We start from the raw sequence: 19,919 nt of genomic DNA on the forward strand, positions 1-19,919 counted from the left end.
CCTGACCTGTTGCGTAAAAGCCGCAGTTCACCCAGAAGATGAACCGCAAATTACCAGGCTGGCGCAGAAACGACCTCCACCTCCTCCGGTTGCACCGCAGCACCGATAATTTTCATTCCGTCACAAAGTGTGACCTTAATGCCGCACCCGTCGAATCGGCCTGTCGGTGCGAGCTGGCTGATTTTCTTTTTGTCAGAACGACTTGGCGCGGCGCGCCGCTGCGCTTCGAAGCTTCGCTGCATGCGCGAAGGAATATCTCCCGCCCGAGTGAAGTCAGGAGGAGAAGGACCCACCTTTCGAGCCGTTCGCGCGACGGCGCGGATCGAGACTCCGGTGATGACGGCCGGTCACCGGCGGAGCAGAAAAAGGCGCTTGGCATTTCCCGAAGCCTGTCCCATCCTTCGACTTCTCAGCCAGATAGATGGGAATTCGCCATGATTTCATCTGTGCTTGCTCTCATGCTGGCGGCCGCGGCCGCCCAGACCTCGGACACGACGAGGACGGCGCGCGAGGCGTTCACGACGTGCCTGCGCAGCTATGTCGACCGCAGCCTCGACGGCGGGACTGACCGCGCGACGTTCGAGGCCGAATATCCACAGCAATGTGCCGCCGAGCAGAGTGCGTTCCGGGCCGCCGTCATCCAGCGCGAGACGGCCGCGCGCGCCAGCACCGCCGACGCGGCGGAAGCCGCCGGGCTGGAGATCGAGGACGCGCGTCTGAACTTCAGCGAACGGTTCGAGCTGGCGGCGGGGCCGGAAGCGGGAGCGGAGCCCGCGGCGGCCGCGGCCGCCGAACCCGCGGCGGCGGCAAGCCAGGCAAATTCTGATGCGCCTGCCGAGGCGGCCCCGGACCAGGGCCCCGATTGAGCGGCATCCGCAATGTCGGGCCGCCGATCGCCCGACGGGCAGGTGTCGCGCGCTTGCCGCGGATCAGGCCGATGCCGTGGCACCGGGAGCGCTTGTAGACATAAGCCGACCGAAACCCGGCGCCACTGACTGTCGCCGGTAGGCCTGCTTCGGCGCTCTAGCGGTCGAGCCGGCGAACCGATACGGCTTGGGTGCGGATGTCGGCGAAACCGAAGCTGGTCATGAACGCGATATCCGTCGCGTCGCGACCGACGCAGATCCGGACGATCCCGTCCAACGGTGCGAGCCGGCTCGGGTCGATCAGTCGCCACCCGCCGTCGAGCCAGACCTCGACCACGGCGTGGAAGTCGGGCGGCTCCACCTGCCACCCATAAGCCGATACGAGGCGCGCTGGCACGCCCGACGCCCGCGCGAAGGTGGCGAGCAAGTGAGCATAGTCCCGGCACACGCCACAGCGGGCGACGAAGGTGTCGGCCGCGGTCGTCCGTGAATCGCTCGAGCCGGGGCGATATTCGAGCTGGTCGTGGATCCACTCGGCCATCGCCAGGATCCGCTTGCCGCCTTCGAGGCCGGCGAACTCGCGCGAGACGAAGCCTTCGAATCGGTCCGCCTCGCAATAGCGGCTCGGCCACATATAGGGGACCACTTCGGCCGGAAGATCAGGCAGCGGCACCGCCGCGAGCGGCACGAGGTCGGTTTCGGCGCGTATCACTTCGACGATGGCGCGATAATGCGCGCGGAATGCCCCTTCCGCACGCAGCCAGGTCCGGCGGCCTACCCCGTCGCCGCCGGTGATCGGGCGGAGCGGTCCGCTGCCGTCCACGGTCAGGCGGTCCTCGATCAACCTCTGGTCGGGAAGTTGCGCAACCTCCAGCGCGAGCAGGACATCGGTCGCGGCGGGGAAGTGGTAATCGAGCGCCACCTCGATCCCCAGGCTGACTGCGGTGCCGGTCACACGAAGGCAATCAGAGCGAAGCCGCCGGCGAGCAGGAGGAGGAAGAGCCAGCCGAGCAGGGTGAGCCGCTTCTCGATGAACTCCTGCATCGGCGCGCCATAGCGCTTGAGCAGCCAGGCAATGGCGAAGAAGCGAGCGCCGCGAGCGATCGCGGCGAGGATGACGAACAGCAAGAAGTTGAACTGGAAGAAGCCACTGGCGATCGTGACGAGCTTGAATGGAATAGGCGTGATGCCAGCGATCAAAATCACCAGGTCGCCCCAGTCTTCGTACAGAATTTTCAGTCCCTCCATGCGGGGGCCCAGGTGATAGACGTCGATCAGCCACTGGCCGACCGTGTCGAACAGGAAGTAGCCGATCACATAGCCGAAGATTCCGCCGGCCACCGAAGCAAGGGTGCAGACCGAGGCGATCAGATAGGCCTGATCGCGGCGCGCGAGCACCATGGGAACGAGCATGACGTCGGGCGGGATCGGGAAGAAGCTGCTCTCGCAGAAGGAGACGACAGCGAGGGATCTGTTGGCGTGGCGATGGCTCGCCAGCCGAAGCGTCCAATCGTAAAGCGCGCGAAACATGAACTGCCCTGCCCTGTGGTGGCCGGGCCATAGCCGGGAAGGAAGGCGGCTTCCAGCCTGCCTCTGGGTTCAATCAAGCGGCTTCGATGCGTCGAGATAATGCGGCCCCGGCCCTCTCGCAGCCAAGGCGTCGTCCGGGTTGCGCAACGGACAAGTCTCCATCGACAGGCAGCCGCAGCCGATGCAGCCGTCGAGATTGTCGCGAAGCCTCGTGAGCTGGACGATGCGCCGATCGAGATCGCCGCGCCATGCTTCGGCGAGACGCGCCCAGTCGGCTTTGGCCGGCGTCCGGTCGTCGGGGAGCGAGGCCAGACGCCGGCCGATCTCGGCGAGCGAGATTCCGAGCTGCTGCGCCACCTTGACGATCGCGATCCGACGCAAGGTGCCGCGTCCGTAGCGGCGCTGGTTTCCGCTCGAACGCCAGCCGCCGATCAGCCCCTTGCGCTCGTAGAAATGGACCGCGGACACGGCGACGCCGCTGCGGCGGGCAACCTCGCCGACGGTGAGAAGCTTGGGCGCAGGGTCCCTGTCGGGCATGCTTGACCTCAACTTTGGTTTAGGTTGCATAAAGGTGGCCGCCTCGATTCGCAAGCCGGGAGTGAGCCCATGAACGAACCGCTCTTCACGCTCGAAACCACGCCGGGCGGAACCTGCCGCTCGTTCGCCGATCCCTCGGCGGCGCCGATCGGCCTCACGCCGGACGAGCGCCCGCCCCGGCCGCCATTATGGGTGCGCCTGCGGTCCGCGCTGTCCGGGACGCCCACCGGCAGGCGGCGCCCGCTGCCGGTGCCGCGCTGACCCGCCGGTCGGCCGTCGCGCGGCCTACCGGTGCCAGGGCAGCCCGCGGAGCAATCGACGCCGCGCCATGGGCTCGAAATCCTGGCTCGCCGATTCCGGGTCGGCAATCTCGCTTTTCGCGATCGCCTCGGCCGCGTCGCTGAAGTCGGGCGGCTCGAACGGGACGAGGGTGCGTCCGGGCCCGCGCAAGCGCTCCACCGCCGCGATCAGCGAGCCCGTCTCCTCGATGCATGCGGCGACCCGTTCAGGCTCGACTCCCAGGTGCTCGGCCATGAGCCCGCAACGCAGGCTCGAGATCATCGGCCGGACGCCGCTATTCCCTTTCAGGGCGGCATCGAGCACGACGTCGCATTCGCTGTCGAGACCCATCGAGCGATTGTTGAGGTTCGCCGAGCCGACGCGCAGCATGCGATCGTCGACGATCATGATCTTGGCATGCACGTAGATGTCCGCGCCGGCCTCGGTTACCGGCGAGTAGATCCTGAAGCGGCCGAGACGATCGGCCTTTCGGACGGCTTCCATCAAGGTGGCCCGCGCCGCCCCCATCACCGCCTCTTCCAGCCAGCCTTCGGCGCTCTTCGGATTGACGATGACGAATTCCGGCGGGTCCGGCTCCGCAAGGCGCCGGGCGATCGCCTCCGCGACCAGGCGGGAAGCGAAATATTGCGACTCCATGTAGACGAAGCGGCGCGCCGCGCCGATCATGTCGGCGAAAAGGGCTTCGATCTCGCGCACCTCGCTGACTCCCTCGGTCTCGCCGCAGGTGCGGGCGATGGCGATGTCCACGTCGCGAAAATGCACTTCCAGCGGCCCGGGCCAGGGGTCCGACCCTCGCGGGGGCGGCGGCAACAGCTCGCCGCAGGCAAGCGCCCAACGGGTACGGCCCAGCACGCCCAGTGCCGCCGCCGCCGCGCCGTCCATCGCGATCGCCGCATCGTGCCAGGGCCCGTAGTGGCGACCGGTGGTCGGCCGCCGGCGGCCAGGCTCGTCATCGCGGTGGGCGCGGGTATCCCAGCGCGACCCGGTCATGTCGATCCCGCCCGAGCAGGCAAAGCTGTCGTCGATCACCATTATCTTGTGATGATGGCACCCTTGGAGCGGGTGGCTGCCATCGAGCCTGAAGCTGATGCGTGGCTTCAGCAGCCGCCATTCCGCGAGCCGCAGCATGGTCGTGCCTCGACCGAGAAAGCTGTAGATCTTGCCGTCCCAGGCGAGGATGTGAATGCGAAGGCCCGGCTTCCGGCGGCCGAGCCAGGACAATAAAGGTCCCAGGTAGACCGGCGCCTCGCCATCACCCTCCTCTCCCTCGTCGACCAGCCGGATGCGAGTGTCGAAATCCCACCCGATGAGCAGGATCTGCGAACGGGCACGCAGCATCGCGGCGCGCGCGACGCGGAAATAATCCGCCGCGTCCACGATCAGTGCGGCTCGCCGCGCCTGCTCGATGCGCCAACAGTTGCGGCCGAGTTCCAGGAGGGAATCTTCGCCTTCGGTGGGCGCGGGTACGGTATCGGACATGCGGCGAGAACGTGCGTAGGCCCACACAAGTTTCGTCGCCGAAAGGAACGGCCGGAGCCTCAGGCAGCTCGGGCCAGAAAGGCCGTTTCCCGATCGATCCACGACTTGAAGCTCGGACGGTCGAGAATCGACTCGACATAGCCGGAGAGCCTGGGGTGGCGGGCAGGGTCGAGAATGACATTGAGATGGCGGAAGTTCGCGAAGGGGCTCGCCACCGACAGGTCGGCGAGGGTCAGCCGGTCCTCGACCAGGAAGCCGCTGTCCGGAATGACCCCTTCGAGATAATCGAGCAGCGGCGGCAGCTCTTCACACTCCGCTTTGGCCGCCGCCGCCTCGTCGCCCGGGATGCCGAGAAACTTCGGCGCCACCACGCGATTGAAGAACATGGTGCGCCCGCAGGCGAACAGGATCGTGTCGGAAAATTCGTCGAACCAGACCGTCCGCGCCCGCGCCCGGGGCTCGACGGGGATCAACGCAGGTTCGGACCTGACTGCCTCGAGATAGAAGATGATCGCCGTCGAATCGGCGATCGCAAAGTCGCCATCCCGAAAGGCGGGCATCTTGCCGAACGGGCTCGCCTCCCTGAACCCAGGATCCTGGTTCCCGGGGCCGGTGGGCTTCAACTCCAGCGCGATTCCCTTTTCCGCAGCAAAAGCGAGCACCTTGCGGACGAACGGGGACAGCGAAGAACCGTAGACGATCATTGGAGCCTCCGGATTAGTTTTCATCTGCTACTGGTAACCTGCCGGCGTGGGAAGGTCACGCAGAATTATTTTTGTCTTGACTTAATTAAGCTTCCCCTTAAATCTTAGGCCATGGACCGCTTCACCGCCTTGGCCGATCCGCACCGCCGCAAGATGATCGAGCTGCTCGGCAATGGGCCGCTCGCCGCCGGCACCCTGGCGGGAGAGTTCGCCATGAGCGCCCCGGCGGTCTCGCAGCATCTCAAGGTGCTGCGCGAAGCAGGGCTGGTCCGGGTCGCCGTCGACGGACAGCGCCGGATCTACAGCCTCGACCCGGACGGGTTGGCCGAAGTGGACGCGTGGCTCCGCCAGGTGCGGGGTGTCTGGAAAGACCGGCTCGACCGGCTCGAAGCAGCATTGGGTCAGGAAAAGGGAGACACGAGATGAGCGAATATGGAATCGTCACCGAGGCCGGAGCGGTCCGGTTCGAACGGCTGCTCCCGGCGCCGATCGATCGGGTTTGGGAATATCTCGCCGACCCTGCGCTACGCGCCGAATGGTTCGCGGGCGGCGACATCGAGCTGAAGTCGGGCGGAAGCCTCACCCTCGTCTTCCGCAACTCCGAGCTCGGACCGCCGGGCGAGGAGGTGCCGGAGAAGTTCCGTCAATATGAGGGTATGGAATCGAAGGGCGAGGTGATCCGCGCCGAGCCGCCCCGCTTGCTCGTCTTCCTCTGGTTCGAGGAATCCGGTCCGCCCACCGAGGTTCGCTGGGAACTCGAGCCGCGCGGGGACGCGACGCTCATGACCCTCACCCACAGCCGGCTTCCGAACCGCGCGATGATGGTCGACGTCTCGGGCGGATGGCACCTCCATCTCGACGTGCTCGAGCAGGTGCTGGCGGGGCGCGAACGTGCGCCCTTCTGGTCACGCAACGAGGCTCTGGCCCGCGATTACGACGCGCGCATTCCCGCCGAAGCGCAGGCCTGAACCCGGTCTGCGGCGGTTCTCATGCTGCCGCCACCGCCAAGCCGGCCGGCGTCACCGCCGGCCGGCGGAGCGGCGGACGCTCCAGATACGTGAGCCAGCGCCACAGCCATTCGACCGGACCGAAGCGGAAGTATCTGAGCCATAGCGGACTGAGGACGAGCTGCAGCGCCCAGATCGCGAAGACGACGCCGTAGAGCTCGTGCCGCTCGAGCTGACCGAACCAGCCTAGGCCGACGAACAGGATCGCGCAGATCACCGAATGCGAGAGATAGTTGGTCACCGCCATCCGGCCGACGGCCGCAAGCGCACGCCGCAGCCAGGGAAGCCAGCCCGACCGGACGAACAGGAGCAAGGCGCCGAGGTGGCCGATCGTCATCGCCAACCGGCCGAGATCGTAGCTGATATTGGCCTGGGCGAAAGCGACGGCGCTGAACCGGTGATCGATGATCCACCGCGTCTCGAAATAGTTCACGACCAAGCCGACGCCATAGCCGGCCACCACCATGAATAAATAAAGACGGGTGGGCCGTTCGAGCGTGAGGACGCCGAGCCGGAACAGCGCCATGCCGATCAGCATCATTCCGAATATGTCGAAGAAATATCGATAGAGACCCCAGGTCTGCCAGTAGACGTTGATCTGCGCGACCTCGCCGAAGGCGCGGGCATAGCCGCCGGTGCGCGCCTGGACCGCCTCGGCAATCCGCTCCGGCGACGACTCGAACTCCGACCTCGCTTGGTCCCAGGCCGTGATCGCATATTCCTGCTCCGCCGAGAGCGTGTCGCCTGCGTCCCGAGATGCCTCGGCCGCGACGAAGTCCGAATGCTTGTCGAGGAGCTGCCAGCTGTCATGCGCCGTCCACAATGTGCCGAGCAGCAGCGCGCCGACGCCGAGCGCCAGCAGCGCCCCGGGCGCCAGCTTGCGGAAGGCGAAGACGAACAGGGCGATGACGCCATAGGCGTAGAGAATGTCGCCGTACCACAGGAAGACGAAGGCGTTCACGAAGCCGAAGGCGATCAGCCACAGGTTGCGCCGGAAATAGATATCGGCGGCGTCGACACGGCCCGCCGCCTCCAGCCGCGAGGTGAGCAGGATCGCGCTCGCCCCGAACAGAAGCGAGAACAGGCCTCGCTGGGTCCCCTCGAAACCCATCTGCGTGATGATCCAGGCCCACAGGTTCGCGCCCTGGGCGCCGCCGGAATTCGCGGGATTGAAGGCATCGGCGAGCCCGAACCCGGTGATGTTCACGAGCAGGATACCGAACAAGGCGACGCCCCGGACGACGTCGAGCGCCTCGATACGTCGCGTGGTCGGGCCTGGCCGTTCCGGCGCAGGCGGCTCGACGAACTTGTCCCCCCTCGGCGCGAGCGTCGCCATTTCTACCCTCCCCGGCCCGAGGGGCCCGATCTGCTCCCCTTTCTTGTCGCGCCGAACGTCGGCCGGCGCAAGCGACCAGCTTCACCCCGAAAGGATCTGCTCCAAGGTGACCGGGCGCCACGATCGACAGTCGACGCCGACGTCGAATTGGCGGGGCAGCGGTTTCAGGCGGCCATGGCTATGACCGTGGAGGTCGATCGCGCCGCGCGCCTGACCGTTCCAGCTTCGGAAGGGGTAGTGGCAAAGGACGAGGCGGCGCCCTTCCTGCTCGAATTCGGCATAATCCTGCACGCTCGCCCAGCCCGCGGCCGCGCGTGTCGCCGGCGGATCGTTGTTGCCGGCGACGAGATGCTTGCGCCCCTTCAGGCGCGCCAGCAGGCCTTCCACAGCCTCGCCTTTGCGGGCAAAATCGCCCAGGTGCCATAGCTCGTCTTCCTGGCCGACCACGGTATTCCATTCCCGGATAAGCATCGCGTCCATCTCCGCCACCGAGGCGAACGGGCGCTTGTGGATGTTGATCGTCCGATGGTCGCCGAAATGCGTGTCGCTCGTGAAGAAGACCTTCATGGCCAGACCAACGCCCATTCGTCCGCCCGGATGCGCGGTTTCAGAAGGGGACGCGGACGTGCAGAAGGATTCTCCGATCGAGCCAGCCGTCGAGCCGCTGCTGTTGGGTAGCTTCGATCTCGCCTTCGGTGCCGCCGCCGAGCCCGAACCGAAGAAGCTCGTCCGGCTCGACCTCCAGATCTGGAGGAATACGAATGGCCGGCATCCGGAAGCGGCTGCCATCCGCGTTGCCGCAAACGACGATCTCGTTGCCATCCGGCTCCGGACAGGGCCGAATGACGCGCAACGGCGGTAGCACCCATTCCTCGCCGGCGCCCCTTCGGTTCGGGCAGTGGCGCCTGGGCGGCTGCGCCGGCCGGCGCCGCCATCAGCATGGCCACCATAGCTGCACCTCCGGCTCGCGTGAGTCACGGTCTAGCAGCAACGGGGGCGGCGAGCCACGCAAGTCAGCGAACAGCCGAGGAAGGTCTTCATCGGCAGCCTTCCGCTTTAGATCCTTGCCAGATAGGATGTATATGGTCAGACTGATTGAACCACGGGGGTTAGACCATGATCACTCGCATCCGTGAGGTCCGCCGCGCCCGCAATCTGACGCTGCAGGACGTTGCGGACCGATGCGTTCCGCCGACGACTCCGCAGACGATCGGCCGGCTGGAAACGGGTACGCGAACCGTCTCGGTCGGCTGGCTCAACCGGATCGCAGGCGCCCTGGGAGTCGAGGCCGCCGATCTTGTGCGTCTTCCCGACGGCGAGGAACTTCCGGTCGCAGCGATCCTCGACCATGACGGCGCGCACGCACCCCGCCACGACAGCGCGGCCGTTCCGCCGCGACCTGAGCCCGGTCTGGTCGCGCTCACCGTCATGGCCGGGGTTGGCGACTATCGCAGCGGCGACGAGCTTTGGTTGAAGCGGATCGAGCCTGCGGCCTTTGGCGGGGCTCTCAACCGCGACGTTCTGGCGCCGCGACCAAGCGGACGGTTCATCTTCGGAAGGCTGATCGGCCGAGAGGCAGGCAAGCTGCATATCGTCCCCCTCGGTGCAGGGCAGCGCCAGACGGTGGTGCCCGATCCGCTTTGGATGGCGGTGGCGGTGCGGCTGATCCGGCCTCTCTGAAGATCAGGACGCAGCCGTTGCAACCCCGTTCGGACTTTCCATGGAGAAGGAAGGGCCGAAGGGCGTTGGGGCGGCATGTTCCTGTTCTTCTCCAATCGTCTCGGCTGTCTCGGCTCGGTCGCGATCACGGCCGTGGGGACGTTGCTCCTGCTCGTTCTGCTCGGCTGGATTCAGCTCTAGCGCCCGACGCCCCGGCCGCCGGACTTGCTCCTTCGGCACGAAGCTGGCAGGGGGCAGGCATCGCCTGGTCGGGCGCTTAGCTCAGTTGGTAGAGCATCTCGCTTACACCGAGAGGGTCGGCGGTTCGAGCCCGTCAGCGCCCACCAGAATCGACCCGCGATCAGGCGAAGGTTTGGGCGATATCCTCTTCATGAACGCCCAGGTCCCGAACGACCGTTGACGTGGCGCCGGCATAAAGGGCAATGCCGAGAGCCCCGAGCAGGCCGCCCAGTAGCCAGCTCAACAGAGTCATCGCGCTGAACTCGCCGAAGCGGTCCGCGGCGATCGCCTGCATGGCTTCCGGATCGAAGTCGGCCTGCATGAACGAGTCGAGCAAGGGTGCCGCCGTCACGGCGGCGGTTACGCCCCACAGCATGAGCAAGAAGAGCAAGATGACGAGATAGCTGCCGAAGAGCGTCCAAAAACGTCCCCGGGTCAATGTCCACGATTCGACGACGACGATCCTGCGGCGCAGGAAAGTGAGCGCGAAGACGAGCGAGAGCCGCACCTGAAGCCAGATGACCGACGCCAGCACGGCGATGATGGCGACGATGATGAAGAGGACCGAGCCAGCGAGGTTCATGCCCGCGCCGACCCCGACGAACATCAGGCCGATGGCGAAGGCCACGATGACGAAGCCGGCATAGAAGGCGACCGCCAGAAGCAGCGACAGCCCCATGGTGCGAATCTCGTCCGCTCCGAGGCGAAGCCCGACCAGGCTTGGCTCCTCGGGCCGCAGCATCGCCCTGAACGCCGCAGTCATCAGAACGGCCACCACCAGGAACATGGCGAGCCAGACAAGGAGTACCGAACCGAAATAGCGCGTGAGGTCGAACGGCGCCGTCCCTTCTCCATTGAGCGGAGTCAGCATGGCCGGCTGGACGAAGAACCAGCTGGCGATGCCCGGAAGCGCGTAGATCAGCGCCCAGGCCCCAACCGCAAGCGGAAATCGCGTCGGGAGCGCAAAGGCTCCGCTGATGATCGAACCCAGGTTCAGCATCCCGTTTCCCCCCTCCGCTCCGCGGCTGGAGCGGATAATCCCTCGATGCGAACGCGACCGGCCGCACGAAAGGACGATCCCGGCGCGATTCTTCACGCATCGCGAACGGGCCGGTCCTCCGGACTAGCCCAGATTCTTCACGATCTCCTCGGCCATCTTCTTGCCGTCGCCGAGCAGCATCATCGTATTGTCGCGGTAGAAGAGATCGTTGTCGATGCCGGCATAGCCGACGCCGCCCATCGAGCGTTTCACGAACAGGACGTTCTTGGCCTTCTCCACGTCGAGCACCGGCATGCCGTAGATTGGCGAGCTCTTGTCGGTCTTGGCGGCCGGGTTGGTGACATCGTTGGCGCCGATCACGAAGGCAACGTCGGCCCGAGCGAATTCGCTGTTGATGTCTTCGAGCTCGAACACCTCGTCATAGGGCACGTTCGCCTCGGCGAGCAGGACGTTCATGTGGCCGGGCATCCGCCCCGCCACTGGGTGGATCGCATATTTGACGGTGACGCCTTCCGCCTTGAGCAGGTCGGCGAGCTCGCGCACCGCATGCTGGGCCTGGGCGACGGCTAGGCCATAGCCGGGGACGATGATGACCAGCTCGGCCTGCTGCATCAGGAAGGCGGCGTCCTCGGCGGAGCCGCGCTTCCAGGGTCGGTCGATCGCCGCTTCGGCAGCGCCGGCCGCGGCGTCGCCGCCGAAGCCTCCGGCGATCACCGAGAGGAAGTTACGGTTCATCGCCCGGCACATGATGTAGGAGAGGATGGCGCCCGAGCTGCCGACCAGGGCGCCGGTGATGATCATCGCCGTGTTCTGGAGCGTGAAGCCCATCGCCGCCGCGGCCCAGCCCGAATAGGAATTGAGCATCGAGATGACGACCGGCATGTCGGCGCCGCCGATCGGGATGATGAGCAGGAAGCCGACCGCGAAGGCCAAGCCGGTGACGGTCCAGAAGATCCACGGGCTCTGGTCCTGGGTGAAGTATGCGATCAGGGCGAGGATCGCGAACAATATGCCGAAATTGAGCACGTGCCGGGCCGGGACGAGGATCGGCTTGCCCGACATGTTGCCGTTCAATTTCAGGAAGGCGATCACCGAGCCCGAGAAGGTGATGGCGCCGATCGCGACGCCGAGCCCCATTTCGAGCCGGCTGTTGAAGTAGATCGAGCCGGCTGCGTCGGCGATCCCGAAGGCGAGCGGATTGAGATAGGCCGCGGCGCCGACCAAGACGGCGGCCAGGCCGACCAGGCTGTGGAAGGCGGCGACGAGCTGCGGCATCGCGGTCATCGCGATCCGCCGGGCGATGAAGAACCCGATCGCACCACCGATCGCGATGGCGATCGCCACTTCCCACAGGCCGGCTATCTCCTGGATGACGAGAGTCGTGCCGACCGCAATCGCCATGCCGATCATGCCGTAGCGATTGCCGCGGCGGGACGTTGCGGGACTGGAAAGCCCCCTCAAAGCGAGGATGAAGCAGATGCCCGCGATCAGATAAGCGAGCATCACCCAGGCCGGCGCTGCGGCGGTCTCATGCATGGATATCGTCCCCCTTCGGCGCGGCGAAAAGCCGACCGCCTTCCTCTCCGGATCGAATGCGAGCGGGCAACAGCGCGCCGCCGGCAGCCCTCACCTACCGTTCCTTCTTCTTGTACATGGCGAGCATGCGCGCGGTGACGGCGAAGCCGCCGAAGATGTTCACACTGGCCAACACGACGGCCGCGAGGCCGAGCCATTTGGCCGCGGGCACGGCCGCGGCCAGCGCCGCTATCAGGGCGCCGACCACGATCACCGAAGAGATGGCATTGGTCACCGACATGAGCGGCGTGTGGAGCGCCGGCGTGACCGACCAGACCACATAATAGCCGACGAAGCAGGACAGGACGAAAATCGACAATATGCTGATGAAGTCCAACGTCTCTCTCCCCTCAGGCCAGCCCGAGCCGCATCTCCAGCAAGTGAAGCAGCCGGGCATATTCTTCTCGCCAGCGCAAGGTCGGCACCGGCGGACAGGCCGTGCGCCGGCTCGCCACCGCGGCGGCCTCGGCTGCCTCGACGGCCTCGGCCCCGTGCCGCGCGACAAGGGCGGCGGCGACCGCCTGCTCGCGCGCCGCGAAATCCTCCTGCCAATAGTCCTCGACCGTCACCGGGCTGAATCCGCCGCACAGCGACGATTCGGTCCGCGCAACGCCGCCGAAAAGGGTCATGGCCGAATAGACGGACAGGTCGGGCGCACGGCTCCAGCCGGTGCCGGGTGCCGGGGTCGAAGGCGCGCAGGCACCGAGCAAAGCTACGCCGGCAATGGCAAGCAGGATGAACCTCACGGCGTCTTCTCCGACTGCGGCGGGTATTCGGCGATCCGACCGGCAAGCCTGTCGAGCGAGCCGGAAAATTCCGCCAGCGCGTCGGCATAGGCCGCTTCGCTCGGTTTGCAGGGCTCGCGTCTCGCGTAGCGGGCGACGCCGGCCCAGTCATTCTCGCCAAGCCAGACGGCCTGCGCCGCCTCCTTGCGGGCGGCGAGCTGCTTCAGCTCCTCCAACCGCTCCACCTGATAGAGCGTCTCGGGGCGGCGAGAGCCGCCGCTGCAGGTCGCCAGATGATCGCGCGCCGCAAGGCTTCGGAAGGTTGCCCGGCGCACCGGCTCGTCACGCGAAGTCGACGACTCCGGCGATGATCCGCAGCCCGGCGCCAGCAGCACCGCCGCCGAGACCATGCCCGCCGTGGCCGTGGCGGCCCTCATCGACTCCGGCCGCCCTCGCAGATCATGCCCTGAGCCTCTCGCTCACCACCTGCCCGCCGCGGGTCAGGCGCACGCCCTGAACGATCTCGTCGTCGTCGGGAAGAGTGACGCGCTTCGCCTCATTGTCCCAGAAAGCGCTGAGGAAATTGTAGAGGTTCCGGGAATAAAGGGCAGAGGCATCGGCGGCGAGGCGGCTCGGCATGTTGCGGTGGCCGACGATCCTCACGCCATGACGCTCCACCACCTCGCCGGGCTGCGCACCCTCGACATTGCCGCCCTGCTCGACGGCCAGGTCGACGATGACGCTGCCGGGGCGCATGGTCGCGATCTGCGTATCGGTAATCAGCCGCGGCGCCGGCCGCCCCGGAATCAAGGCCGTGGTGATGACGATGTCCTGCTTGGCGATGTGGCTCGACACCCGTTCGGCCTGCGCCTGTTTATATTCGTCGGACATTTCGGTCGCATAGCCGCCGGCGCCCTCGCCTTCGATCCCGGCGACCTTCTCGACGAAGATCGGCTTGGCGCCGAGGCTTTCGATCTGCTCTTTGGTGGCCGATCGCACGTCCGTCGCCGACACGACGGCGCCGAGCCGCTTGGCCGTGGCGATCGCCTGCAAGCCGGCAACGCCGACCCCCATCACGAACAGCCGTGCCGCGGCGACGGTGCCCGCCGCCGTCATCATCATCGGAAAGGCCCGCCCATATTCGGCCGCTGCATCGAGCACGGCCTTGTAGCCGGAAAGGTTCGCCTGGCTGGAGAGGATATCCATCGACTGGGCGCGCGTGATACGCGGCAGGAACTCCATCGCCAGCGCCTCGATTCCGGCAGACGCATAAGCGTCGACCCGTTCGCGGCGGGCGAACGGATTGAGCGCGCCGACCAGCATCACCCCCGGCTTGACGCCGTTGAGGCCGGCGGGATCCGGGCCTTGGACGACCAGGACGATGTCGGCGTCCTTCAGCGCATCGGCGCGCGGCGCGACCCTGGCGCCGGCGGCCTCATAAGCGGGATCGTCGATGCTTGCGGTCAGGCCGGCCCCGGTCTCGACCTCCACGGTCGCGCCGAGCGCAACGAACTTCTTCACCGTTTCGGGCGTGGCGGCAACGCGGCGCTCGCCGGCTTCGCCTTCCCTGAGCACCGCGATCTTCACCCCCCGCCTCCCCCGCTTCAGCCGCTGATGATCAGAACGACCAGCATCGCCGTGATAAAGCTGATGATCGCGCCATATTTCATCAGGCCAATGAAGAGATCGTACGTGCCCTGATGCGATCTGGTCGCCTGTTCGGCCTCGTCGGCTGCCATGAATGCTCCTCTTACCCTTTTCGGCGCCCCCCTTACCAAGGCCCGGCGGCAGGGAGCAAGCTCCCTCGCCATGGAGCGCAGCTAAAGCCGGCCCGAACCGGCGGATCGAAGAGGACGAGCCCGGCCCTTTCCTGGTCGGACAGCCACGCTGAGCCTTGCCTCCGGCGGATCGTCGCGAGGGAGCGTCACCTCCGGCGAGCCCGCCGCTGCCGCGTGCGCCCTCTTCATGCAGCTTCGCTCGGCCAGACGCTCAGCACATCGCCTGCGGATGGATCCGCAGCATCGGCTTAAGTCCCCCTTTACCTAATTGGGATAGCCGGATCCCTCTTCAGGACGAGGGATACAGATGCGGCCCGATCCGACACGTTGCCTGCTGCTGATCGACGACGAGCCGGCGCAACGCCGGCTCATCACCGCCATCGGCGCGCGCGCCGGCTGGTGGGTGCGCGGCGCCAACGACCTTGAGGCGGCGCAGAGCATGTTCGCCGACCCGCAGGAGCCGAAATTCGACGCCATCCTGCTCGACCACTGGCTACCGGGCGAGGAAGGCACCGAGGTGATCCGCCGGATCCGCGAGCTCAAGCCCGAGCTCCCCTTGCTCGTGCTCACGGCCCAGACCAGCGTCGCCGTCGCGGTCGACGCAATGCGCGCCGGGGCGAGCGACTTCCTGGTCAAGCCGATCGCCCCCGACCGGCTTCTCGCCGCCCTGGACTCGGCCACCGACCGCCGCAGGCGTACCGGCGAGCTTCGTCCGCTTTCAGAAAAGATCGGCAGGGTCCTCGGCTTCGAGGAGATTGTCGGCTCCGCGCCGCAATTCCGCGCCGCGCTGGCGGTCGCCGCCAAGGCCGCGCGCGCCCGCGTGTCGGTGCTGATCGAAGGCGAGAGCGGATCGGGCAAGGAGATCGTGGCGCAGGCGATCCACGCCGCGTCCCCACGCGGCAAGAAGCCGCTGCACATCGTCAATTGCGGCGCGATTCCCGAGAATCTCGTCGAATCCGTGCTGTTCGGCCATGAGAAAGGCAGCTTCACCGGAGCCTTCGACCGTCACATCGGGCGTTTCGAAGACGCGGACGGATCGACCCTGTTCCTCGACGAGGTCGGGGAGCTTCCGCTCGACACCCAGGTCAAGCTCCTGCGCGCGCTCGAGACGGGGGAGATTCAACGGGTAGGCAGCCGCATCACCCAGACGGTCGACGTGCGGATCATCGCCGCTACCAACCGCAAGCTCACCGACGAGGTCGCCGCCGGTCGGTTCCGCGAGGACCTCTACTACCGGCTGAACGTCGTTCATGTGCCCGTGCCGCCGCTTCGCGACCGGATCAGCGACCTGCCCGCTCTGGCTCGCCATCTGCTTTCGCGAATCGCCGAGCAGCCGGGCATGCGCTACGTGTCGATCACCGACGATGCGCTGTCGGTGCTGATGTCCTACGGCTGGCCCGGCAATGTCCGGCAGCTGCAGAACGCCCTCTTCCGCGCCGCCGTGCTGTGCGAGAGCGACGCGCTCACCTCCGCCGATTTCCCGCACATCGCCACCGAAGCGACCTTCGGCCGGCGCGCCGACGATTTCCACGCCAAGAAGCTGGACGGGCAGTCGCAAACCGCCGCGCTGGCCCACGGGCCGGGCATCACCCTCTACCAGTCCGACGGCAATTTGCGGCCGCTCGAGCAGATCGAAGCGGATGTGATCAGGCTGGCGATCGGTCATTATCGCGGGCGGATGACAGAAGTCGCGCGGCGGCTCGGCATCGGCCGGTCAACCCTCTACCGCAAGCTCGGGGAACTCGGCATCGGCGACGTCGCCGCCTAGGTCAGGGCCCGACGAATGCGGATGACGGCTGCGTCACCCGCACTCGACTCCACCCCAAGAAACCGAGCCTTGTTTTCCTCGGCGCCTGTCCGGCTTTCGGGGGCGTTTCACGTGGGGCCCACCGCCCATGCGGGCGCACGCCGTAAGCGGCGAACCGAAGTGTGGATGACAGGGGGATTTCACGCCGGCGAAACAGACGGTACAGCCGGCGCATGAGCGATTTCGCCAATGCGGTTATCCTGGTAACCGGCGCCGCCTCCGGAATCGGCGCGGCTACCGCGACGCGCCTCGCCGCCGGCGGTGCGAAGAAGCTCGTACTGTGCGACCGCAGCGAGGATCTGCTGCGCGACTTCGCCTTCTCCCTTCCCTGCGAGCGCCAGATGATGATCGGCGATGTCGCGGACGAGCAGCTGTGGGAATCGGCCGACCTGACCGGGCTCACACACGCCTTCATCAATGCCGGGATCGGCGCTGGAGCGCCGATCGAGGAAATGGCGTTCGCCGATTGGCGGCGGGTGATGGCGACCAATCTCGACGGCACTTTCCTGACCTTGCAGGCGGCGATGCGGGCGATCCGATCCGGCGGACAGGGCGGCGCGATCGTCCTCAGCGCCTCCGTGTCGGGCCTGAAGGCGGAGCCCGGCGTGGCCGCCTATGGAGCCTCCAAAGCCGCAGTCATCCATCTTGCCAAGGTCGCCGCCAAGGAGGGCGCGTCCGCCCGGATCAGGGTGAATGCGATCGCACCAGGCGGGGTGCAAACGCCGATCTGGCGCGAAGTTCCGGCCTTTGCCGATATGATCGAGGCGAAGGGCGAAGCCGCGGCATTCGAGGCGATGGCGGAAATCGCGACCCCGCTTGGTCGATTCGCCCAGCCCGAGGAGATCGCCGAGCAGGTTGCCTTCCTGCTGTCCGACGGGACAAGCTTCGTCACGGGCGCCTGTCTAGTCAGCGACGGTGGCTATTCACTCTAGTCTGCATGACCGACCGGTCTTCAATGCAAACTTTATCTGTGTTTATGGTGCAAACCGGTTTATAGCGCGTCGGGACCCGACCGTGCCGGGCAAGCCGGCCGTCCCTCCGCAGTATGTGGTGGCGCCAGCGCTCGCTGGCTGGCAAGTCGCCACGTGGCGACATCAAACGGTGCATCGAAGGAGAATAGGATGCCGTTCACCGGAAGCTGTCACTGCGGCAAGCTCTCATATAGCGTCGAAGAGGATGTTCCGACCAAGGCGCTGGCCTGCAACTGCTCCATCTGCCACCGCCGGGGTGCGCTCCACCATTTCACGACGCCCGACAAGTTCACCTTGCGGGGATCGCCGGAAGACATCGCCGATTACCGATGGAACAAGAAGGCGATAAACTTCGAATTCTGCCGCACCTGTGGGTGCGCGCCCTTTGCGCATGGCATCGGCCCCAGCGGCCCGGCCATCGAGATAAATCTGCGTTGCGTCGACGGTATCGACCTGGACGAGCTTGAGATAAGCCATTTTGACGGCGCCCATCTGATCCCCGGGCCGGAATGATAGGGATAAGGTCTGACCGAGGACGCGCTCCAGAAGGGCTCGCGCCTCGGCTTCGATGTCCGGACTGGCGCTCTCGCGCGGCCCGGCAATATTGAGTGTGCCGCCGGACAATCCCTCCTGCGATTCCAGCGTCCCCCGCTCGGCCGCGACGATCCCACCGGCGAGCTGGGCGCGATCGGCGCCGGTCTGGCCGCCCGAGATGATCCGCCACCGCCCGGACATGGCCCCTCTCCCATTCTTCCGATGCAGCAATGGGAAGCCGCAGCGTACGGTTTCGGGACGTTGGAGCAGCGCCGGTTGGAACGGCGGAGCGGCCGGAGTAGATTCGAGCCGAAGCGAAAATGCGAAGCCTGGTGCGCCTTTCCCGAGCCGTCGCCCTCGCGGGGGCGCTCGCTGCCGTGTCGTCGTTCGGATCGCTTCCGGCGTCGTCGCCGCCGCCGCTCGATACGCCCCGGATCGCCGCCACGCCAATCGACCTCGACGACCACCTGGCCGCCTTCTATCGGGACCGGGGGTTTCGTCCGCTCTGGGCGACTGGCGGCGCACTGCGGCCGCATGGCGAGCGGCTACTCGCAATCCTCGCTCGGGAAGGACGACTCGACTCCGATCTCAAGACGGCCCTCACGGCCGGAATCGACGGCGACCGCCGAGCGCTCGCCCGGGCCGACCTGCTCCTCACCGACGCCTTTGCCGACCTCGCGACCGACCTGCATCGCACGCCAGCCGAGACGTCGATGCGCTATGTCGATCCGGAGCTGACACCGCAGCCGGCTTCAGTCCGCACTTTGCTGGAGAGGATCGCCGCAGCGCGATCGCCGGCCGAAGCGCTCGATTCCGCGCTTCGAGTCAATCCGGCGCTCGATGGGCTGCGTCGCGGCCTCGCCGATTATCGTGCGCGATGGTCGCGCCTGCCCCAGGTCGACATCCCATCGGGGCCGACGCTGGAGCCTGGAAGTTCCGGCGTGCGCGTCCGGCGGCTGCGGCGGCGGCTCGGGCTCGGCGACGGCGAATTCGATGCGACACTGGCGGCGACGCTGCGCGACTTCCAGGCGACGCATGGCTTGGCTTCGAGCGGGACCGCCGATGCTGCGACGCTCGCCGCGCTCAACGCCGGCGCAGCGCATTATGAGCGGCTGATCCTCGGCAATATCGAGCGGGCGCGGGCGATTCCCGCACATTCCGGCGGCCGCTATATCCTCGTCGACGCGGCTGCGGCGCGCCTGTGGCTGGTGGAGGACGGGCGCTTCACCGGATCGATGCGGGTAGTCGTCGGCAAGCGCGACATGCAGACGCCGGCCATGGCCGGGCTGATCCGATTTGCCGTGCTCAACCCCTATTGGAACCTGCCGCCGGACCTGATTCGCGACCGGGCGCGCAAGGTGCTGCGACGCGGCCCGAAGGCAATGGCGGCTGAGCGGCTGCAGATTCTCTCCGACTGGTCGCGATCCGCGCGGGTGTTGAAGCCGAGCGAAGTCGACTGGCCCGCGGTCGCGGCGGGGCGGCGCTACGTCAACCTGCGACAGCGCCCTGGGCCGCACAACATGATGGGCGCCATCAAGTTCATGATGCCCAATGATCTCGGGATCTATCTGCACGATACTCCGTTCCGGGAGCATTTCGCGCGCGACGACCGCCGGATCAGCTCGGGTTGCGTGCGGCTGGAGGATGCTCAGCGCCTGGCGCGCTGGCTGTTCGGCGGCCGCGCCCCCGGCGCGAGCGGTGCCGCCGAGCAGCGCGTCGAACTGCCCGAACCGGTGCCGGTCTACATCACCTATCTCACGGCAGTGCCGTCGCGCGGCCGAATACGCTTTCAACCCGATCGTTACGGGCGCGATCGGGCGATGCTGGCTCAACTCGCCCGTCGAAACGAATCACGTTGAACTTATATAAGT

24 protein-coding genes and 1 tRNA gene are annotated in these 19,919 nt (G+C 66.6%); 10 read left to right on the forward strand and 15 right to left on the reverse strand.

Translation table 11 applies throughout. The annotated features are described in order from the left end of the window. The first annotated feature begins 38 nt into the window (after window positions 1-38). A complete protein-coding gene (locus EKM57_RS02370; RefSeq protein WP_129790833.1) occupies window positions 39-866 on the forward strand; it encodes a hypothetical protein in 828 nt (275 codons plus the stop codon). A 157-nt stretch (window positions 867-1,023) separates the two neighbouring features. Here the strand turns inward: EKM57_RS02370 and EKM57_RS02375 are convergent, their stop codons facing one another. The 3 genes from EKM57_RS02375 to soxR form a co-directional block, all read right to left on the reverse strand. Then, window positions 1,024-1,821, reverse strand: coding sequence for a transglutaminase family protein (locus tag EKM57_RS02375; protein ID WP_206185268.1), 798 nt, complete (start codon window positions 1,819-1,821; stop codon window positions 1,024-1,026). Continuing rightward, window positions 1,818-2,396 (reverse strand): YqaA family protein, encoded by a 579-nt coding sequence (locus EKM57_RS02380; RefSeq protein WP_129790834.1) that lies wholly within the window; start codon window positions 2,394-2,396, stop codon window positions 1,818-1,820. Before EKM57_RS02380 ends, EKM57_RS02375 begins: the two co-directional genes overlap by 4 nt. 69 nt (window positions 2,397-2,465) lie before the next feature. Further along, window positions 2,466-2,933: a redox-sensitive transcriptional activator SoxR gene (gene soxR, locus EKM57_RS02385; RefSeq protein ID WP_129790835.1), complete on the reverse strand. Its 468-nt coding sequence runs from the start codon at window positions 2,931-2,933 to the stop codon at window positions 2,466-2,468. A gap of 69 nt (window positions 2,934-3,002) precedes the next feature. Here soxR and EKM57_RS02390 point away from each other — a divergent pair, with 69 nt between their 5' ends. Further along, a complete protein-coding gene (locus EKM57_RS02390; protein WP_129790836.1) occupies window positions 3,003-3,194 on the forward strand; it encodes a hypothetical protein in 192 nt (63 codons plus the stop codon). A gap of 24 nt (window positions 3,195-3,218) precedes the next feature. On the opposite strand, the gene EKM57_RS02395 is transcribed toward EKM57_RS02390, so the two are convergent. Both EKM57_RS02395 and EKM57_RS02400 read right to left on the reverse strand, forming a co-directional pair. Continuing rightward, complete coding sequence (locus EKM57_RS02395) at window positions 3,219-4,712, reverse strand: phospholipase D-like domain-containing protein (RefSeq protein ID WP_129790837.1); 1,494 nt, start codon at window positions 4,710-4,712, stop codon at window positions 3,219-3,221. 59 nt (window positions 4,713-4,771) lie between these two features. Then, window positions 4,772-5,416 carry a glutathione S-transferase family protein gene (locus tag EKM57_RS02400; protein WP_129790838.1) on the reverse strand — a complete coding sequence of 215 codons (645 nt, stop codon included), beginning with the start codon at window positions 5,414-5,416 and terminating at the stop codon, window positions 4,772-4,774. A gap of 111 nt (window positions 5,417-5,527) precedes the next feature. Here EKM57_RS02400 and EKM57_RS02405 point away from each other — a divergent pair, with 111 nt between their 5' ends. Next, window positions 5,528-5,842, forward strand: a complete 315-nt coding sequence (locus tag EKM57_RS02405; protein WP_129790839.1) for a helix-turn-helix transcriptional regulator — start codon at window positions 5,528-5,530, stop codon at window positions 5,840-5,842. After that, a complete protein-coding gene (locus EKM57_RS02410; protein ID WP_129790840.1) occupies window positions 5,839-6,384 on the forward strand; it encodes an SRPBCC family protein in 546 nt (181 codons plus the stop codon). The genes EKM57_RS02405 and EKM57_RS02410 overlap by 4 nt, the downstream gene beginning before the upstream one ends. 19 nt (window positions 6,385-6,403) lie before the next feature. On the opposite strand, the gene EKM57_RS02415 is transcribed toward EKM57_RS02410, so the two are convergent. From EKM57_RS02415 to EKM57_RS21745, 3 genes are all read right to left on the reverse strand, one after another. Continuing rightward, window positions 6,404-7,759 carry a DUF418 domain-containing protein gene (locus EKM57_RS02415; RefSeq protein WP_129790841.1) on the reverse strand — a complete coding sequence of 452 codons (1,356 nt, stop codon included), beginning with the start codon at window positions 7,757-7,759 and terminating at the stop codon, window positions 6,404-6,406. A gap of 81 nt (window positions 7,760-7,840) precedes the next feature. Continuing rightward, window positions 7,841-8,326, reverse strand: a complete 486-nt coding sequence (locus EKM57_RS02420) for a metallophosphoesterase family protein (protein WP_129791056.1) — start codon at window positions 8,324-8,326, stop codon at window positions 7,841-7,843. A 40-nt stretch (window positions 8,327-8,366) separates the two neighbouring features. Continuing rightward, a complete protein-coding gene (locus tag EKM57_RS21745; protein ID WP_165357151.1) occupies window positions 8,367-8,531 on the reverse strand; it encodes a hypothetical protein in 165 nt (54 codons plus the stop codon). A gap of 344 nt (window positions 8,532-8,875) precedes the next feature. Between EKM57_RS21745 and EKM57_RS02430 the strand changes: the two genes are divergently transcribed. Continuing rightward, window positions 8,876-9,439 carry a helix-turn-helix domain-containing protein gene (locus EKM57_RS02430; RefSeq protein WP_129790843.1) on the forward strand — a complete coding sequence of 188 codons (564 nt, stop codon included), beginning with the start codon at window positions 8,876-8,878 and terminating at the stop codon, window positions 9,437-9,439. Window positions 9,440-9,689: 250 nt separating this feature from the next. Further along, a tRNA-Val gene (locus EKM57_RS02435) sits at window positions 9,690-9,765 on the forward strand. Window positions 9,766-9,779: 14 nt separating this feature from the next. Here EKM57_RS02435 and EKM57_RS02440 read toward each other — a convergent pair. From EKM57_RS02440 to EKM57_RS02470, 7 genes are all read right to left on the reverse strand, one after another. Further along, on the reverse strand, window positions 9,780-10,658 hold the full coding sequence (locus tag EKM57_RS02440) for a hypothetical protein (protein ID WP_129790844.1): 879 nt from the start codon (window positions 10,656-10,658) through the stop codon (window positions 9,780-9,782). 123 nt (window positions 10,659-10,781) lie between these two features. Beyond that, window positions 10,782-12,194 carry an NAD(P)(+) transhydrogenase (Re/Si-specific) subunit beta gene (locus tag EKM57_RS02445; RefSeq protein WP_129790845.1) on the reverse strand — a complete coding sequence of 471 codons (1,413 nt, stop codon included), beginning with the start codon at window positions 12,192-12,194 and terminating at the stop codon, window positions 10,782-10,784. A gap of 94 nt (window positions 12,195-12,288) precedes the next feature. Next, window positions 12,289-12,570 carry an NAD(P) transhydrogenase subunit alpha gene (locus EKM57_RS02450; protein WP_129790846.1) on the reverse strand — a complete coding sequence of 94 codons (282 nt, stop codon included), beginning with the start codon at window positions 12,568-12,570 and terminating at the stop codon, window positions 12,289-12,291. Window positions 12,571-12,583: 13 nt separating this feature from the next. Further along, window positions 12,584-12,979 carry a hypothetical protein gene (locus EKM57_RS02455; protein ID WP_129790847.1) on the reverse strand — a complete coding sequence of 132 codons (396 nt, stop codon included), beginning with the start codon at window positions 12,977-12,979 and terminating at the stop codon, window positions 12,584-12,586. Continuing rightward, window positions 12,976-13,395, reverse strand: a complete 420-nt coding sequence (locus EKM57_RS02460) for a hypothetical protein (protein ID WP_129790848.1) — start codon at window positions 13,393-13,395, stop codon at window positions 12,976-12,978. The genes EKM57_RS02455 and EKM57_RS02460 overlap by 4 nt, the downstream gene beginning before the upstream one ends. Before the next feature lie 22 nt (window positions 13,396-13,417). Continuing rightward, entirely contained in the window at window positions 13,418-14,545 is a 1,128-nt protein-coding gene (locus EKM57_RS02465; RefSeq protein WP_129790849.1) for a Re/Si-specific NAD(P)(+) transhydrogenase subunit alpha, read from the reverse strand. A 17-nt stretch (window positions 14,546-14,562) separates the two neighbouring features. Beyond that, window positions 14,563-14,697 (reverse strand): aa3-type cytochrome c oxidase subunit IV, encoded by a 135-nt coding sequence (locus EKM57_RS02470; RefSeq protein WP_165357152.1) that lies wholly within the window; start codon window positions 14,695-14,697, stop codon window positions 14,563-14,565. A 346-nt stretch (window positions 14,698-15,043) separates the two neighbouring features. Here EKM57_RS02470 and EKM57_RS02475 point away from each other — a divergent pair, with 346 nt between their 5' ends. From EKM57_RS02475 to EKM57_RS02490, 4 genes are all read left to right on the forward strand, one after another. Further along, window positions 15,044-16,504, forward strand: a complete 1,461-nt coding sequence (locus EKM57_RS02475) for a sigma-54 dependent transcriptional regulator (protein WP_129790851.1) — start codon at window positions 15,044-15,046, stop codon at window positions 16,502-16,504. Window positions 16,505-16,716: 212 nt separating this feature from the next. Continuing rightward, window positions 16,717-17,475, forward strand: coding sequence for an SDR family NAD(P)-dependent oxidoreductase (locus tag EKM57_RS02480; protein WP_129790852.1), 759 nt, complete (start codon window positions 16,717-16,719; stop codon window positions 17,473-17,475). A gap of 189 nt (window positions 17,476-17,664) precedes the next feature. After that, window positions 17,665-18,027 (forward strand): GFA family protein, encoded by a 363-nt coding sequence (locus EKM57_RS02485; protein WP_129790853.1) that lies wholly within the window; start codon window positions 17,665-17,667, stop codon window positions 18,025-18,027. Between the two features lie 341 nt (window positions 18,028-18,368). After that, window positions 18,369-19,907 (forward strand): L,D-transpeptidase family protein, encoded by a 1,539-nt coding sequence (locus EKM57_RS02490; protein ID WP_129790854.1) that lies wholly within the window; start codon window positions 18,369-18,371, stop codon window positions 19,905-19,907. Window positions 19,908-19,919: the final 12 nt, after the last annotated feature.

It is taken from the genome of Sphingosinicella sp. CPCC 101087, from assembly GCF_004151485.1.
Lineage (GTDB): Bacteria > Pseudomonadota > Alphaproteobacteria > Sphingomonadales > Sphingomonadaceae > Allosphingosinicella.

Coding starts and splice junctions, on each gene's coding strand:
- EKM57_RS02490 (WP_129790854.1), top strand. CDS start 18,369: ATGCGAAGCCTGGTGCGCCTTTCCCGAGCCGTCGCCCTCGCGGGGGCG.
- EKM57_RS02485 (WP_129790853.1), top strand. CDS start 17,665: ATGCCGTTCACCGGAAGCTGTCACTGCGGCAAGCTCTCATATAGCGTC.
- EKM57_RS02370 (WP_129790833.1), top strand. CDS start 39: ATGAACCGCAAATTACCAGGCTGGCGCAGAAACGACCTCCACCTCCTC.
- EKM57_RS21745 (WP_165357151.1), bottom strand. CDS start 8,531: ATGCCGGCCATTCGTATTCCTCCAGATCTGGAGGTCGAGCCGGACGAG.
- EKM57_RS02395 (WP_129790837.1), bottom strand. CDS start 4,712: ATGTCCGATACCGTACCCGCGCCCACCGAAGGCGAAGATTCCCTCCTG.
- EKM57_RS02475 (WP_129790851.1), top strand. CDS start 15,044: ATGCGGCCCGATCCGACACGTTGCCTGCTGCTGATCGACGACGAGCCG.
- EKM57_RS02470 (WP_165357152.1), bottom strand. CDS start 14,697: ATGGCAGCCGACGAGGCCGAACAGGCGACCAGATCGCATCAGGGCACG.
- EKM57_RS02460 (WP_129790848.1), bottom strand. CDS start 13,395: ATGAGGGCCGCCACGGCCACGGCGGGCATGGTCTCGGCGGCGGTGCTG.
- soxR (WP_129790835.1), bottom strand. CDS start 2,933: ATGCCCGACAGGGACCCTGCGCCCAAGCTTCTCACCGTCGGCGAGGTT.
- EKM57_RS02400 (WP_129790838.1), bottom strand. CDS start 5,416: ATGATCGTCTACGGTTCTTCGCTGTCCCCGTTCGTCCGCAAGGTGCTC.
- EKM57_RS02405 (WP_129790839.1), top strand. CDS start 5,528: ATGGACCGCTTCACCGCCTTGGCCGATCCGCACCGCCGCAAGATGATC.
- EKM57_RS02430 (WP_129790843.1), top strand. CDS start 8,876: ATGATCACTCGCATCCGTGAGGTCCGCCGCGCCCGCAATCTGACGCTG.
- EKM57_RS02480 (WP_129790852.1), top strand. CDS start 16,717: ATGAGCGATTTCGCCAATGCGGTTATCCTGGTAACCGGCGCCGCCTCC.
- EKM57_RS02440 (WP_129790844.1), bottom strand. CDS start 10,658: ATGCTGAACCTGGGTTCGATCATCAGCGGAGCCTTTGCGCTCCCGACG.
- EKM57_RS02415 (WP_129790841.1), bottom strand. CDS start 7,759: ATGGCGACGCTCGCGCCGAGGGGGGACAAGTTCGTCGAGCCGCCTGCG.
- EKM57_RS02380 (WP_129790834.1), bottom strand. CDS start 2,396: ATGTTTCGCGCGCTTTACGATTGGACGCTTCGGCTGGCGAGCCATCGC.
- EKM57_RS02445 (WP_129790845.1), bottom strand. CDS start 12,194: ATGCATGAGACCGCCGCAGCGCCGGCCTGGGTGATGCTCGCTTATCTG.
- EKM57_RS02410 (WP_129790840.1), top strand. CDS start 5,839: ATGAGCGAATATGGAATCGTCACCGAGGCCGGAGCGGTCCGGTTCGAA.
- EKM57_RS02390 (WP_129790836.1), top strand. CDS start 3,003: ATGAACGAACCGCTCTTCACGCTCGAAACCACGCCGGGCGGAACCTGC.
- EKM57_RS02420 (WP_129791056.1), bottom strand. CDS start 8,326: ATGAAGGTCTTCTTCACGAGCGACACGCATTTCGGCGACCATCGGACG.